Origin of the sequence: Kluyvera sp. CHPC 1.251 (assembly GCF_036759945.1) — a bacterium.
GTDB classification, from domain to species: Bacteria; Pseudomonadota; Gammaproteobacteria; order Enterobacterales; family Enterobacteriaceae; genus Kluyvera; species Kluyvera sichuanensis.
In genome coordinates this window covers 101,947-117,342 of record NZ_JAPKIC010000007.1, presented here as the reverse complement: position 1 = coordinate 117,342, position 15,396 = coordinate 101,947, and the positions used below count along the sequence as shown (strand labels likewise).

General features: G+C 53.9%; 13 protein-coding genes. 4 read left to right on the top strand and 9 right to left on the bottom strand.

Features of this window, described 5'->3' with window-relative positions; translation table 11 throughout:
- Positions 1 to 9: 9 nt before the first annotated feature.
- Positions 10 to 1,302, bottom strand: a complete 1,293-nt coding sequence (locus V6940_RS14830; RefSeq protein ID WP_333496380.1) for an ABC transporter substrate-binding protein — start codon at positions 1,300 to 1,302, stop codon at positions 10 to 12.
- On the bottom strand, positions 1,299 to 2,471 hold the full coding sequence (locus V6940_RS14825) for an oligogalacturonate lyase family protein (RefSeq protein ID WP_333496379.1): 1,173 nt from the start codon (positions 2,469 to 2,471) through the stop codon (positions 1,299 to 1,301). Before V6940_RS14825 ends, V6940_RS14830 begins: the two co-directional genes overlap by 4 nt.
- A 425-nt stretch (positions 2,472 to 2,896) precedes the next feature.
- On the opposite strand from V6940_RS14825, the gene V6940_RS14820 reads away from it, so the two are divergent.
- Positions 2,897 to 3,652 (top strand): oligogalacturonate-specific porin KdgM family protein, encoded by a 756-nt coding sequence (locus tag V6940_RS14820; RefSeq protein ID WP_185666036.1) that lies wholly within the window; start codon positions 2,897 to 2,899, stop codon positions 3,650 to 3,652.
- 122 nt (positions 3,653 to 3,774) lie between these two features.
- On the opposite strand, the gene acnA is transcribed toward V6940_RS14820, so the two are convergent.
- From acnA to topA, 5 genes are all read right to left on the bottom strand, one after another.
- On the bottom strand, positions 3,775 to 6,450 hold the full coding sequence (gene acnA, locus V6940_RS14815; protein ID WP_333496378.1) for an aconitate hydratase AcnA: 2,676 nt from the start codon (positions 6,448 to 6,450) through the stop codon (positions 3,775 to 3,777).
- Between the two features lie 214 nt (positions 6,451 to 6,664).
- Positions 6,665 to 6,832, bottom strand: a complete 168-nt coding sequence (locus tag V6940_RS14810; protein WP_185666034.1) for a hypothetical protein — start codon at positions 6,830 to 6,832, stop codon at positions 6,665 to 6,667.
- A 2-nt stretch (positions 6,833 to 6,834) separates the two neighbouring features.
- A complete protein-coding gene (locus tag V6940_RS14805) occupies positions 6,835 to 6,951 on the bottom strand; it encodes a YmiA family putative membrane protein (RefSeq protein WP_220440560.1) in 117 nt (38 codons plus the stop codon).
- A gap of 337 nt (positions 6,952 to 7,288) precedes the next feature.
- Positions 7,289 to 8,263: an HTH-type transcriptional regulator CysB gene (gene cysB / locus V6940_RS14800; RefSeq protein ID WP_185666032.1), complete on the bottom strand. Its 975-nt coding sequence runs from the start codon at positions 8,261 to 8,263 to the stop codon at positions 7,289 to 7,291.
- 182 nt (positions 8,264 to 8,445) lie between these two features.
- The gene (gene topA / locus V6940_RS14795) at positions 8,446 to 11,043 is read right to left on the bottom strand and encodes a type I DNA topoisomerase (protein WP_333496377.1); all 2,598 of its coding nucleotides are present in this window, start codon (positions 11,041 to 11,043) and stop codon (positions 8,446 to 8,448) included.
- Positions 11,044 to 11,437: 394 nt separating this feature from the next.
- On the opposite strand from topA, the gene V6940_RS14790 reads away from it, so the two are divergent.
- The gene (locus V6940_RS14790; protein WP_035892923.1) at positions 11,438 to 11,689 is read left to right on the top strand and encodes a YciN family protein; all 252 of its coding nucleotides are present in this window, start codon (positions 11,438 to 11,440) and stop codon (positions 11,687 to 11,689) included.
- Positions 11,690 to 11,781: 92 nt separating this feature from the next.
- Here the strand turns inward: V6940_RS14790 and sohB are convergent, their stop codons facing one another.
- Entirely contained in the window at positions 11,782 to 12,828 is a 1,047-nt protein-coding gene (sohB, locus tag V6940_RS14785) for a protease SohB (RefSeq protein WP_220440562.1), read from the bottom strand.
- Positions 12,829 to 13,081: 253 nt separating this feature from the next.
- Between sohB and V6940_RS14780 the strand changes: the two genes are divergently transcribed.
- Positions 13,082 to 13,843, top strand: a complete 762-nt coding sequence (locus tag V6940_RS14780; protein WP_333496376.1) for a YciK family oxidoreductase — start codon at positions 13,082 to 13,084, stop codon at positions 13,841 to 13,843.
- On the top strand, positions 13,840 to 14,430 hold the full coding sequence (cobO, locus tag V6940_RS14775; RefSeq protein WP_185666028.1) for a cob(I)yrinic acid a,c-diamide adenosyltransferase: 591 nt from the start codon (positions 13,840 to 13,842) through the stop codon (positions 14,428 to 14,430). Before V6940_RS14780 ends, cobO begins: the two co-directional genes overlap by 4 nt.
- Here cobO and V6940_RS14770 read toward each other — a convergent pair.
- Positions 14,402 to 15,376: an AraC family transcriptional regulator gene (locus V6940_RS14770; protein WP_333496375.1), complete on the bottom strand. Its 975-nt coding sequence runs from the start codon at positions 15,374 to 15,376 to the stop codon at positions 14,402 to 14,404. The genes cobO and V6940_RS14770 overlap by 29 nt on opposite strands.
- Between the last annotated feature and the right edge of the window lie 20 nt (positions 15,377 to 15,396).

Genomic DNA, 15,396 nt, shown 5'->3' with positions numbered 1-15,396 from the left:
GAACTCCCCTTACTTCGTCGGTGCATGTTTACGCAGCGCGCGCTTCGCCGTGCGTTCAAACTCTTTTGCTGCATCTTCAGCGCTGATTTTGCCGTAGTCGATCCGCTGGGTGAGATCCAGCCAGTACTGTTCGATCTCCGGGTTTTTGAAGTACGGCGAGACGTAGACGTTGTCCGACGGCATGCTTTCCACCAGCTTCAGGCCGGTGATCACCGGGTCGTTCGGCTGCGCCATCTCGGTTTTCATCACGAAGTCCGCCGCCGCTTTACTGACCGGGAAGCCACGTTCCAGCCCCATTAGCTGCACGCCTTCCGGCTGGTTGACCATAAAATCAAGCAGCATGGCCGCCTCTTTCGGGTGTTGCGTGTTGCGGCTGATAGCAAAGATCATCGATGGCTTAATAAACAGCCCTGCATCTTTAGCGCCCGGCAGCAGCGGATAAGGTCCCACTTCCAGTTTCGCCGGCGGCGTCAGGGTATCTTCATATTTGGCAACCGCCGAGCTCATCAGGTTCGAGCCGCCAAATTCGCCGTTGATCCACGGTTTCATCTCAAACGGCTGCGCTTTGCCAAAAGATTGAATGTACTTCTGGCTTGGCAGAACGTGCTCGGCAACCAGTTTCTGGTAGACCTGCACAAATTCCAGCCACTGGGCTTCGCTGTAGGTGAACTCGCCTTTTTCATTGAGCATCGGCTGGTTGTATTTCTGCACCATCCACGAGTTAATAAGCTCCATTGAGGTGGTGACGATCGCCGGGTAGTAGTTATCGCCGAGCTTCTCTTTAAACACGTGTCCGGCGGCGAAGAGTTCATCCCAGGTTTTTGGATAAGCCAGCCCGGCTTTCTTCCAGGTTTCCGTGTTGTAGTAAAGAATGGGTGCCACCAGCGACACCGGCAGCCCCTGCACTTTACCATTGACAGTGACGGTGCCGAGCTTGCCCGCGTAGTTATCCAGCCCCACCTCCTTGCTCAGTTGGTGGAGGTCGTAAAAGCCGTTGCCAGAGCGTGAGAACACCTGAATCCAGCTCCAGTCGAGCTGCATGACATCGGGTTCATTCTTCCCGGCAATTTGCGTGGAAAGGCGCGACACAAAGCCATCCCAGCCGGTGTATTCCGCTTTCACTTTGATATTCGGGTGTGCCTGTTCAAAGGCACGAATGGTTTTGAGGGTGTTCTGGTGACGGGAGTTAGCACCCCACCAGGCCACGCGCAGCGTCACCGTGTCGCTGTCGTCCGCAAACGCCGGGGCCGTGCACAGCATGCCGCTACAGGCAAGCATTAACGAGAAGGCAATTTTTTTCATTTCAAGCTTCCTTTCAATAAAGGGGCAATCTCCGCCAGATAGACGGCAGGCAGACCATCACGGTCAGAGGTGTAGAGCACGTGGCTTAAATCCGGGCTAAAAGAGGGATGCGGGTGGCTCGCCTGACACTGCCCGTCAATGACGCGCCAGGAGGCGTCGTGACGGGTAATTTTGCGCGTTTGCTTTTGGCCTGGCTCAAACAGGTAGAGCCACGGGTCGGTTAACGCCGTGTAGCCGCCCTCATCGGTTAAATCAACCGGCGTACCGCAGCCGTCACCGACCAGTAGCGACCCGTCGTCGTTACTCATCAGGTGCGAACAGGCTGGCATTTCCATCACCTTCTCGCTCTGCGCGCTGCCGGCCATCGTCTGGCAGATATGGCGTTGATGCGTCTCTTTATTCAGCGAGACGAAAATGATGCGCGAACCGTCAGGCACCCAGAATTCATGGGTAAAGGTTTCCGCCTCAGGCTGGCTTACCGGCCCAGAGAGGCCGGTCTGACGATCGTACAACCAGATTCGGTTGCGAATCAGGTCATGCGGCCCTTCATGGCAGTACATGATGGTATTGGTGTCATTCGGACGAAAGCCGGGGTGGCCCAGCCAGCGTGGCTCTTCAAACAGCACCTCCGAATGCCCGGTGGCAAGATCGATAACCTCACAGCGGGTGGTCGGGTTCAGGTGATATTGCCGCTGGAAATCGTTCCAGTCGTTCAGTGGGATCCAGGTATCCGCTGACAGCGACATGCCAATCATCTTGCTGCCGGTGCTGTCCGGTGCCCAGGCGCTGGTGCTGACCCACTGCGCGGGCAGCTCGTAGAGCACCTCTTCGCGTAGGGTATCCAACTCAACCCTGACAATATGGCGGTTGTGGCGCATAAAAATCAGGGCACGGTCATCTTCGGTGATAAAGCCGTCAAAGCTGTTGTCACCCGGCCCTTCCGTCAGTTGACGCAGGGTATGCTGTTGCAGATCCAGCAGCCAGTAGTTCCAGTTGCCATCATCGACGCCGCCAATCAGCAGCTGCGTGCCCCCCTGCAGGAAGCACTTCTGATAGAAGTAATTGCGGTGAAAAATACGATCCCGCGGGGTTAGCCGGACCACGCGAACGTGCGTGACGGGGTCAATTTCAGATGTAAACGTCAGTGGAGTGACATCACCCTTTGCCATAGTGTCCTCAATGTCAGGAGTTGTCGGGTCGGTTCAAAGGCATCTCAGGATGCAAATTCTCCCGTCAGTCTTAGCTGACAGGATCAGTTCACAGCATGCCGGGACGTACCGGCAATAACCTTTGAAATAATGACAAAGCCCGTTACTGGATGACGCAATAACTAAGGTTTCAGCGTTATCATGAATAATTTCAGGCATGCTCACATTCTTAACACGATAAATATCTTTCTTAGCTTTCCCGACAAAAAATCAAAATAGTTGGTAATTTTATAAAGGTTTTAACGTCGCAGCGGATGCTTAACTACGTGCGTTCATTTAGCGAAAGCTTGCCAGTAGTGGCAATTAATACATCGACAGGCTCACGCAGGATAAACCGAGTGCATTGTGCAATGCATTATTCAAATAATAATGAGGGAATAATTGTTATGTTATCCGGTAAATACCTTATAGCAGGTTGCGTTTTATTAACCAGCAACGTTGTGCTGGCTGAAGAATATACCTCTCCGATCCGCTCACTCAGCCTTGATTACCGGCATGAGTATCGCGTCCGCGACCGTACCCACTACGACAAGCTGAACATGTCTGCAGCGCTACCGGACAATTACAATTTTGCGATTGAGACCAAATACAAAACCGGTGGTGATGACCCACAGGATAAATGGTATAACGACCCGGTTATTAACGCCGTGGAATTAACGCTATCGAAATCATTTACCTTCGGTAATTTCAAGATCGCACCATTAATCCAACCAGAATTTAACAATGAAAGAACGGAGTGGAAATTTGGTTTTGTACCATGGTATACGTTTAATGAAAATTGGGCTGTCGGCGGGATGTACCGTTTTGAAATGACCGATTATGCTAACGATCCCGACTGCGGATATAACGGGGATAAATCCTGTAGCACCAATAAACACCGTACCGTTAACCGTGGCGATCTCTATCTGCGCTACACCCTCGACCGTTTCTCCACGACCTACAAATTTATCTATAAGCATGGCGACGAGATTTTGTGGGGGAACCAGCATTATGACTATGAGCAGGAGTGGCAGTTCGACTACACCCTCGGGGATAAAAAAGAGTGGAAGCCGTACGTCACCTTTGGCGACATTGGCCGCTCATCCCGCTCTACCGAACGTCAGTTCCGTCTGCGTATGGGTGTGGTTTACACCTTTAAATAAGCAGAAAACCTCTCACACCTGATAGGGGTGAGAGGCGAGTTTCTGTTCAACATGCCGCTATCGTTTTCTTTTGCTTCTGTTATTGCCATCGTCCGTTTTGGGGCCAGATTCTGGCCCCTTTTTTATCCCAGCATGTTACGAATGACATAGTGCAGGATGCCATCGTTCTGGTAGTAGGTGAGCTCCGTCGCCGTATCAATACGGCAGCGACACGCCAGCGTCTGCTGCTTTCCGTCTGGTCTGGTGATCAGCACCGGAATGGTCGCCCCCGGCTTCAACTGTTGTAGCCCGGCGATATCAATCTGCTCTTCACCGGTCAGCTTCAGCGTTTTACGATCTTCCCCCTGCGGGAACTCCAGCGGCAGAATGCCCATACCAATCAGGTTCGAACGGTGAATACGTTCGAACGATTCGGCGATGACCACCCTGACACCCAGCAGGCGCGGACCTTTTGCCGCCCAGTCGCGGCTAGAGCCGGAGCCGTACTCTTTCCCGGCAATCACCGCCAGCGGCGTACCCTGCTGCTGATAGGCCATCGCGGCATCGTAAATCGACATCACCTTATCGCCCGGCAGCAGGCGCGTCATGCCCCCCTCCACGCCGGGTACCATTTCATTGCGAATACGGATATTGGCAAAGGTGCCGCGCATCATCACCAGGTGGTTACCACGACGAGAACCGTAGGAGTTGAAATCGCGGCTGGCAACGCCGTTGTCCTGCAGGTAGCGGCCTGCCGGGCTGTCGGCCTTGATACTGCCTGCCGGCGAGATATGGTCAGTGGTGACGGAGTCTCCCAGCATCGCCAGCACGCGTGCGCCGTGGATATCCTGCACCGGATCGGGCGTCACATCCATTTCATCAAAGAACGGCGACAGTCGGATATAGGTGGAATCATCCTGCCATTCATAGGTGTCGGAAGCGGGAATGTCGATCGCCTGCCACTCCGGCGTTCCGGCAAAGACCGCCGCATATTCTTTGTGGAACATCCCGGTAGAGACCTGCTGCACCGCTTCGGCTATCTCGGCGCTGCTCGGCCAGATATCTTTCAGGTAGACCGGGTTCCCCTTGCTATCCTGCCCCAGCGGATCGTGGGTCAGATCCACCCGCATATTCCCGGCCAGCGCGTAGGCCACCACCAGCGGAGGCGAAGCCAGCCAGTTGGTTTTCACCAGTGGGTGAATGCGGCCCTCAAAGTTACGGTTACCGGAAAGCACCGCGCCAACCGTCAAATCCCCCTGCTTGATGGCGTTCTCAATCGGATCCGGCAGCGGGCCGGAGTTACCGATACAGGTGGTACAGCCATAGCCGACGAGGTTAAAACCAAGCTTATCAAGATAAGGCGTAAGACCCGCGTGGGCCAGATAGTCAGAGACTACCTTCGACCCTGGTGCCAGCGAGGCCTTGACCCACGCTTTTGGCTGCAAGCCCAGCGCGACGGCTTTTTTCGCCAGCAGGCCAGCGGCCATTAGCACGCTAGGGTTCGAGGTGTTGGTACAGGAGGTAATTGCGGCAATCACTACCGCGCCTTCAGGAAGCGCATGCGTTTCGCCGTTAAGCGTAAATTCGACGGCGTTTTTCCCCGTTGAACCCTGATTTACCGCCAGCTCGGTCGTGGCGTTAAACGCCTGCGGTACCTGAGCCAACGCGACGCGATCCTGCGGGCGTTTCGGCCCGGCGAGGCTGGCTTCAACGTCGTTCATATCCAATGCCAGCGTCTGGCTGAATACCGGTTCATCGCCCTTGCGTCGCCACATCCCCTGTGCTTTCGCATAGGCTTCAACCAGCGCTACCTGCTCGTCGCTGCGTCCGCTGAGGCGCATATACGACAGGGTAATGTCATCAATCGGGAAGAAGCCGCAGGTGGCGCCGTATTCCGGTGCCATGTTGGCAATCGTGGCTCGGTCGGCCAGCGGCAGAGAATCCAGCCCGTCACCGTAGAACTCGACAAATTTACCCACCACGCCAAGCTTACGCAGCATCTGTGTGACCGTCAGCACCAGGTCGGTGGCGGTGATCCCTTCGCGTAGCTTGCCGCTGAGCTTAAAGCCGACTACGTCAGGAATGAGCATGGATACCGGCTGCCCCAGCATCGCGGCTTCCGCTTCAATACCGCCTACGCCCCAGCCCAGTACGCCGAGACCATTAATCATCGTGGTGTGTGAGTCGGTCCCGACCAGGGTGTCGGGATAAGCAACCCATTCATCGCCCTGCTGCTCGCTCCACACCGCGCGCCCCAGATATTCCAGGTTTACCTGGTGGCAGATCCCAGTGCCCGGCGGCACGACGCGGAACTGACTGAAAGCCTGCTGCCCCCAGCGTAAAAAGGTGTAGCGTTCGTGGTTGCGTGACATCTCCAGACGTACGTTCTCATCAAACGCTTCGTCGTCGCCAAAACGGTCCACCGTCACCGAGTGGTCGATGACCAGATCAACGGGCGACAGCGGGTTCACTTTGCGGGTATCCCCGCCGAGGCGTTTCACCGCTTCGCGCATGGCGGCGAGATCGACCACCGCCGGTACGCCGGTAAAGTCCTGCATCAGGACGCGGGCGGGACGGTAGGCAATTTCACGATCGGCGTGGGCCTGTTTAAGCCACCCTGCCAGCGCCTGAATATCTTCAGCGGTGACCGAATCGCCATCCTGCCAACGAAGCAGGTTTTCCAGGAGAACTTTGAGTGATTTAGGCAGGCGGGTGATGTCACCCAGGGTTTTAGCAGCCAGCGGCAGGCTGTAGTAACGGTAGGTTTTATTATCGACCTGTAGTGTATCCTTGCAGGTCTCTCGTAGTGTTGACGACATAGCTCCTCCTTAAATGGCGGGAATTGCAGTACTCTGACACTCCTCATGGTCTATATAAAAGATAACACACTCAGGGGAAAGCGCTGGAAAAGGGCTCGGATTGGTAAATTCAATCAATGGGTTATTAAGAATAACACCCGGATGGAATTAATAGCAGGGAAAGGATTTATTTCGTTTGGCGGCGTGAAAATGAAAGTAAAAAATAACCATAAAGTTATTGTTTCTTATTCTCATCCTGATTGAAGAGATCGATAAATTCTTTTTGATCGCGCGTCAGATTCCATTCATCAGGAATATTGACCTTACTATTTTTGTCATCTTGCGGTTTTTTTTCTACCGGAGCGGAGGGCTTCACCGGCTTGACGCGTTCAGACGTAAGCACGGTTAGCCCCAGATTTTCCAGACCAGCAGCGCTACCGCTACCCAGAACAGCGCAGAGCCCAGGAATACGCTCAGCCAGGCTTTGCGTTTCACACGAGAACCGTTATTTTCTGACACCATTACTGCCCTCTCACAATCGATATTACTTATCATTTTCACACCAATCAATTGTTACAACTAATCATCGTTGAGATAAATCCTAAGTAAATTTTAAGCAAAAATCCAGAGGTTTTACGAATATTACATGGAGATTAATTTAATCTTTTGAGCTCAATGAGATATTTGAAAAGAGAAGTTTGCCTAACCCTAAATTTATTTCTACTTTTGCTACGTCATGAGTAATAGAAACAATTCTTAGTCCGGATTATGCGCGATGAGGAAGGGGAAAAAGACGCGGCAGAGCAAGGATATAAGTGCTTCCGCCTCTTCCGGGAAGAGGCGGATAATTAAATCAGGCTTATTTTTCCGGCAGCTTAATATCTTTAAACATGGCTTCAATGTCTTCATTCGAGCGCAGCGCTACGGCGGTATCGACCACATCACGCGTCAGATGTGGGGCAAATCGCTGAATAAAATCATACATATAGCTACGCAGGAAGGTGCTGCGACGGAAGCCAATTTTGGTGGTGCTATGGCTGAAAATACCTTCTGCATCCAGCTTAACCAGATCCGGGTCAGAAACAGGATCGACGGCCATGCTGGCAATTACCCCCACCCCTAATCCCAGACGGACGTAAGTTTTAATCACATCGGCGTCGGTGGCGGTAAAGACAATACGCGGCGTCAGACCGGCGCGGTTAAAGGCGGTGTCCAGCTCGGAACGCCCGGTAAAACCAAAGGTGTAGGTGACCAGCGGATACTGCGCCAGTTCCTCAATGGTGACGGAAGTTTTGGAGGCCAGCGGGTGCTCCGGCGTGACGACAATCGAACGGTTCCAGTGATAGCACGGCAGCATCACCAGATCGTCATACAGATGCAGCGCTTCGGTAGCGATGGCAAAGTCGGCATTCCCTTTAGAGACCGCTTCGGCAATTTGCGTCGGCGACCCTTGATGCATGTGCAGCGATACGCGTGGGTAACGCTCGATAAAGCCTTTAATCACACCTGGCAGCGCATAACGAGCCTGGGTGTGGGTGGTCGCCACGTACAGCGAGCCTTTATCAGGCCAGGTATGCTCACCGGCAACGGACTTAATCGCATCCACTTTCGACAGCACTTCTCGCGCGATACGGATGATTTCCTGACCCGCTGGCGTAACCTGCGTCAGATGCTTACCGCTACGGGCAAAAATCTGAATCCCCAGCTCATCCTCCAGCATTCTGACCTGCTTACTGATACCCGGCTGCGAGGTATACAGACCTTCAGCGGTGGAGGAGACGTTAAGGTTATGATTGACCACCTCAACGATATAGCGGAGTTGCTGTAATTTCATGCGGTTGTATCCAGTCTGCGCTCAGGAATCGGTCATAAAGACGATTTAATCATAAGAAATGCATTGGCTATAACCACTATATCATTTATAGCAAGTGTGTATAGATGGAAACAAAAAATAATAACGAGGTTATAAAAAAGGGCCGCAAATGCGGCCCTTTGTGATGCTATTGGCAAAAAACGCTACTTTTTCGCTTCAACCCATTTACCGTCAACGAAGAACGCTGACCAGCCGGTCGCCTTGCCTTCTTTCTCAGAAGCGACGTACTGCTGTTTGGTTTTACGGCTAAAACGAACCATCGTTTTGTTGCCCGCCGGATCCTGCTGAGGCGCATCGGCCAGATAACGCAGTTTTTCCGGCAGACGGTCACGGAAGCGGAACAGCTCTTCTACCAGCGGCGCGCGGGTTTCACGTGATTTCGGGAAGGTGTTGGCCGCCAGGAATACCCCAGCCGCACCATCACGCAACACGAAATACGCATCCGATTTCTCGCACGGCAGCTCTGGCAGCGGAACAGGGTCTTCCTTCGGCGGAGCCACTTCACCGCTACGCAGAATTTTACGCGTGTTCTTACACTCTTCGTTGGTACAGGCCATGTACTTACCGAAACGTCCCATTTTCAGGTGCATTTCAGAACCACATTTTTCGCACTCAACGATGGGGCCGTCATAGCCCTTGATGCGGAACTCGCCCTCTTCAATCTCGTAGCCGTCGCAGGTCGGGTTGTTACCACAGACGTGCAGCTTACGCTTCGGATCGATAAGGTAGCTGTCCATCGCCGTGCCGCACTTCTGGCAACGACGTTTGGCGCGCAGCGCGTTGGTTTCCGCGTCATCGCCTTCCAGCACGTTCAGCACTTCGTTTTCCGGCACCAGGTTAATGGTGGTTTTGCAGCGCTCTTTCGGCGACAACGCGTAGCCGGAGCAACCGAGGAACACGCCGGTGCTGGCGGTACGGATCCCCATTTTACGGCCGCAGGTTGGGCAGTCGATGCTGGTCAACACCATCTGGTTCGGCTGCATGCCGCCCTCTTCTGGTGCCTTCTCAGCGGTTTCCAGCTGCTTGGTGAAATCACCAAAGAACAGATCCAGAACCTGCTTCCACTCGGCTTCGTGGTTGGCCACGCGGTCGAGATGATCTTCCATCTGCGCGGTAAAGTCGTAGTTCATCAGCTCGCGGAAGTTCTCTTCCAGACGATCGGTGACGATCTCGCCCATTTTTTCCGCATAGAAACGACGATTTTCGGTACGCACATAGCCACGATCCTGGATGGTCGAGATGATCGACGCATAGGTGGACGGGCGACCGATGCCGCGTTTTTCCAACTCTTTAACCAGCGAAGCTTCGCTAAAGCGAGCAGGCGGTTTGGTGAAGTGCTGCGCCGGAGTCAGTTCAACCAGGCTCAGCTTATCACCCTGATTCACCACCGGCAGCGTACGGTCTTCATCGCCCTTACGCAGCGCAGGCATCACTTTGGTCCAGCCGTCAAAGCGCAGGGTACGACCGCGTGCTTTGAGTTTGAAATCACCCGCTTTCACGGTCAGCGTGGTGGAATCGTACTGCGCTGGCGTCATCTGACAGGCCACGAACTGACGCCAGATAAGCTGGTACAGTTTCTGCGCATCTGCTTCCATATCTTTCAACGCTTCCGCCTGAACGGAAACATCAGAAGGACGAATCGCTTCGTGCGCTTCCTGCGAGTTTTCTTTGCTAGCGTACTGATTCGGGTTCTCCGGCAGGTATTTTTTGCCGAAGTTATCGCCGATAAAGTCGCGAACCATGTTGACCGCATCCTGACTCAGGTTGGTGGAGTCGGTACGCATGTAGGTGATGTAGCCCGCTTCATACAGACGCTGCGCCATCATCATGGTTTTCTTCACGCCAAAGCCCAGACGGGTGCTTGCCGCCTGCTGCAGCGTGGAGGTAATAAACGGTGCGCCAGGCTTGCTGCTGGTCGGCTTATCTTCACGCTCAAGGACGCTGTAGCTGGCTTTTTCCAGCAGGCTGACCGCCGCCATCGTTTCGTCACGGTTGACAGGACGGAACGGTTTATCACCCTGGTGGGTCACTTCCAGCGGCAGCGCATCGCCGCCCGGCGTGGTCGTGCTGGCGTCAATTTCCCAGAACTCTTCCGGCACAAACGCTTTAATCTCACGTTCGCGTTCCACCACCAGACGAACCGCCACGGACTGAACGCGACCGGCGGATAAACCGCGGGCAATCTTTTTCCACAACAGCGGCGAGACCATGTAGCCCACAACGCGGTCCATAAAGCGACGCGCCTGCTGAGCGTTAACACGGTCGATATTCAGCTCACCCGGCTTTTCGAACGCCTGACGGATCGCATTTTTCGTAATTTCGTTAAACACCACGCGGCTATAGCGTGATTCATCACCACCGATCACTTCCCGCAGGTGCCATGCAATGGCCTCCCCTTCGCGGTCAAGGTCAGTTGCGAGATAGATGTGGTCGGCTTTTTCCGCCAACTGTTTGAGTTCTGATACTACCTTTTCTTTGCCAGGCAGCACTTCATAATGTGCCGCCCAGTCATGCCATGGGTCGACGCCCATGCGGTTAACCAGCGCGCCTCGTTCATCCTTTTTAGGCTTTTTGGCCGTTTTGGTGGAGGTAGAGTCAGCGCTCTTTTTGGCGGCTGAGCCACTTGTCGGCAAATCGCGGATATGACCGACGCTGGACTTAACCACGTAGTCATTACCCAGATACTTATTGATCGTTTTGGCTTTTGCCGGGGACTCAACGATAACGAGAGCTTTACCCATATTCACCTTACCTAATTTGATTCTTCCAGGAATACATCGCACATGTTCCACATTCCACTGGCGACAAGCCTTGTATGTTGCGGCAATACCAATGGATATCAACCCTTTACCGACTGGCTTTTGAGACAAGTAGCCAGGTAGCTGAGTTTACAGACTTTTTTTCGTCAGGGTCTATAGCACGAAGAATATTTGGTCGAATGTCAAGCAAATCTGTTGCCAGATCGCCGAAAGCGTCACACTGTACCTGATAAAATTCGTTACGCAACTTTATTAGCATGCAATCACCAATCATGCCAACTCTGAGGTAAAATGCTTGTCCCTGGTAAACGTCGGGAATATTTGCCGGAAGACGGCGCCCGGCGTAGACTAGCGCAGGAATTTTGAGGAGTTGAATATGTCAAATAATAGCCAACCTATCGATCGTCAGACACTGCTTATTGAAGCAAACCGCCTCATTCGTGAGCATGAAGATACTATGGCGGGTATTGAAGCCACCGGCGTGGAACAGCGCAACGGCGTGCTGGTCTTCAGCGGTGAATATTACCTGGATGAACAGGGCCTGCCGACGCCGAAAAGCACGGCGGTGTTTAATATGTTCAAGTATCTCGCCCACCAGCTGTCTGAAAAGTATCACCTGGTTGACTGAACGTAGGGCTCACGCCTGAGCAGTCTGATATGGCCCGGTAAACCTGGTTTACCGGGCCATAGAGTAGAAAGGTATAGAGTAGAAAGGAACCGTTACAGCAGTGGTTTCTGACCACGCTGCCACCAGCGCATCATCAGTTTATCAGCGCTTTCTGCCGCACTTCCGGTAAACCGATCCATCATTTTCTTACGCTGCGCATAGCGCACGCCGAAAACGTCACGCCCTTCCATCAGGCCGAGCAGCAGTTCATCACTGGTGCCCACTTCATCAACCAGCCCTTTTTCCTGCGCCTGTGTGCCGTACCAGTGCTCACCGGTGGCAACCTGGTCGATGTCCAGAGATGGACGCATCCGCTTTACAAAATCTTTAAACAGGTGGTGCGTTTCGTTCAGCTCTTCACGAAACTTCTGGCGCCCCTCTTCGGTATTTTCACCTAGCAGGGTCAGCGTCCGCTTGTACTGACCGGCGGTATGCAGTTCGACGTCGATATCTTTATTTTTCAGGAAGCGGTTGAGGTTCGGGATCTGCGCCACCACGCCAATCGACCCGAGAATAGCAAACGGTGCCGCCACAATTTTGTCGGCCACGCAGGCCATCATATAGCCGCCGCTGGCCGCCACTTTATCGACCGCTACCGTCAGCGGAATCTGCTTATCGCGGATACGCTGCAGCTGCGATGCCGCCAGGCCATAGCCGTGAACGACGCCGCCAGGGCTCTCCAGACGCACGACCACCTGATCCTGTGGCGTGGCGACAGTCAGCACGGCGGTAATCTCTTCACGCAGGGAGGAGACTTCATGCGCATCCATACTACCTTTAAAGTCGATAACCCAGACGCGCGGTTTGGTTGCTGCCGTGGTGTCGCCCTGCTTCGCTTTGGCTTTGGCCGCTTTCGCTTCCAGCTTCAGTTTCTTCTTTTGTGTCTTATGCCAGAGCTTTTGCTGCGGCGCGTCGAGCAGCGCTACGGCTAAATCTTCCTGCATATCCTTGTGCTGCTCGCTTAAGTTGGTGATTCGCAATTCACCACGCTGGCGTTTGCGCTGGGTGACGTTGACAATCAGTACGGCAACCACCGCAATGGCGACAACGACAGTGACGATTTTCGCCAGAAAAAGACCATATTGAAAAAGTAATTCCACACATCCACCTTGTACAAAAATCACAGAATCTACCGCTCAGTGTACAACACCGCGTTCAGTACGTCTCGACTGCAGTATCAGGCCTCGAGGCGCATTCCAGATTACTTTTTTGCTGATGAAATCATTGCAAATTGTTAATTACTCGTTGTCTCTCCCGTGCGCCGATTGAAATAGCGCGCAGATTCAGGCATAAAGCCCAAAAGCCATGAAAAGTACATGAAATATGGCGGGTATACGCCATAAAGGAGTCACCGTGCACTATCAACCTCAGCTCGATTTGTTGCAAAACCGTATCATTCTGGTCACCGGCGCCAGCGATGGTATCGGTCGTGAAGCGGCAATCACCTATGCCCGTTACGGTGCCAGCGTTATTTTGCTCGGGCGCAGCGATGAAAAACTGCGTGCGGTTGCGCAAGAAATAGATCATGAAGGTTTACGGCCAGCCCGCTGGTTTACCCTCGACCTGCTCACCTGTACGCCGCAGGAATGTCAGCACATTGCTCAGCAGGTTAGTTTGCACTATCCGCATCTTGACGGCGTGCTGCACAACGCCGGGCTTCTGGGTGACGTAGTACCGATGGACCAGCAGAACCCCGCCGTCTGGCAGCAGGTGATGCAGGTCAACGTCAACGGCACCTTTATGCTCACCCAGGCGCTGCTACCGCTGCTGCTGAAAGCAGAATCCGGTTCACTGGTCTTTACCTCATCAAGCGTCGGCCGCGAAGGCCGCGCCAACTGGGGTGCCTATGCGGTGTCAAAATTTGCCACCGAAGGGATGATGCAGGTACTCGCCGAAGAGTATAAAAATCGACCTCTGCGGGTGAACTGTATTAATCCCGGCGGTACGCGCACCAAAATGCGTGCCAGCGCCTTCCCAACGGAAGACGCGTTGAAGCTGAAAACCCCTGCCGATATTATGCCGCTCTATCTGTGGCTGATGGGTGACGATAGCCGTCGTAAAACCGGTATGACTTTTGATGCCCAGCCAGGGCGTAAACCAGGAATTGCACAATGAGTGATGAACGTTACCGCGAGCGTCAGCAGCGCGTAAAAGAGCGCGTTGCCGCCCGCGTGGCTGCCGCCCAGGATACCCGTGGCATCGTTATCGTCTTTACCGGCAACGGTAAAGGCAAAACCACCGCCGCCTTCGGTACCGCGACCCGCGCGGTTGGCCACGGTCATAACGTTGGGGTGATCCAATTTATTAAAGGCACCTGGCCTAACGGCGAGCGCAACCTGCTTGAGCCTCTCGGCGTCGAGTTTCAGGTCATGGCCACCGGTTTTACCTGGGACACCCAGAATCGGGAGAGCGATACCGAAGCCTGCCTCGCCGTCTGGGAACATGCGAAACGGATGCTGGCCGACGATACGCTGGATATGGTGTTGCTCGATGAGCTGACCTATATGGTGGCGTACGACTATCTGCCGTTAGAAGAGGTATTAACCGCGCTGAAAAACCGGCCGCATCATCAGACGGTGATCATCACCGGTCGCGGGTGCCACCGGGATATTCTTGAGTACGCCGATACGGTCAGCGAGCTGCGTCCGGTGAAGCATGCGTTTGAAGCCGGTATTAAGGCGCAGATTGGAATTGATTACTGACCGCTAATCGGTCGAGAAGCGCATGATTGAGCGGCAGGCACAGGCAGTCCTCACCCTGTGCCAGCGCGACCTCCGTCAGATTCTGGCGCGAAATAAAGCGCTTGCGATACTCCGTCGGCGTTAGCCCGCAGTATTTATTAAAGGCGGCAATCAGCAGCTTGTGTTCCTGAAAACCGCAGCTGTGGCTGATGTCGGTAATCGGCGTGCGCGTGTCGCGCAGTAACGTGCGGGCTTTGTTCAGCCTGACCAGCGTCAGATACTCTTTGAAATTGTGCCGACTGACCTTTTTAAACAGTCGGGAGAACCATGAGTAGCTCATCCCGCAATGCTCAGCAACATCGCTGAGGGTCAGCGGTTGATCAAAGTGTTGATTAATATACTCAATCCCTTCTTTAATCATCGCCTCTTCCCGCAGCGTGCTTTCCCCTCGCTCAATAGGCTGCCCAGCAGCCACCAGCGCATCCAGGAGCAGATAGATAGCGGCGATACGCTGAAACGGCGCGTGATTATCAATGATGCGTTCCAGCAGCGCCGTCAGCCGCTGGAAAACTGCGCGGTCGGCCCCGCTCATGGCCAATTCATGAGTGCGCCACTCCAGCAGCGGCGCAGGATGTAGCTCATCAAAAAGCCCGGGGGAGAACTGTACCGTGACCAGTTGGCTCCCCTCTTCCTCCGCGTTCAGTTCATGCACTTCTTCGGCATTGATATAGAGCATCTCGCCCTGTTGCAGCATCACGTTTTGCTGGCCGACGGTCAGAGAAAAACGCCCGTTCAGCACCGTAATCAGCTCCGGTGCCGGATGCCAGTGCGGCTCGCAGTAGCGAACCTCAGCGGCAAACACATTCAGCTTTTCCGCGTCAAAAGCAATCAGCTCATAGCCGCTATTCGCCGTCTGCCGCCCGGCATGTGTTGCCGGATGGGGATGCGTCACTGAAAATGGGAACACGCGCTCTCTCCTGTTGTGGG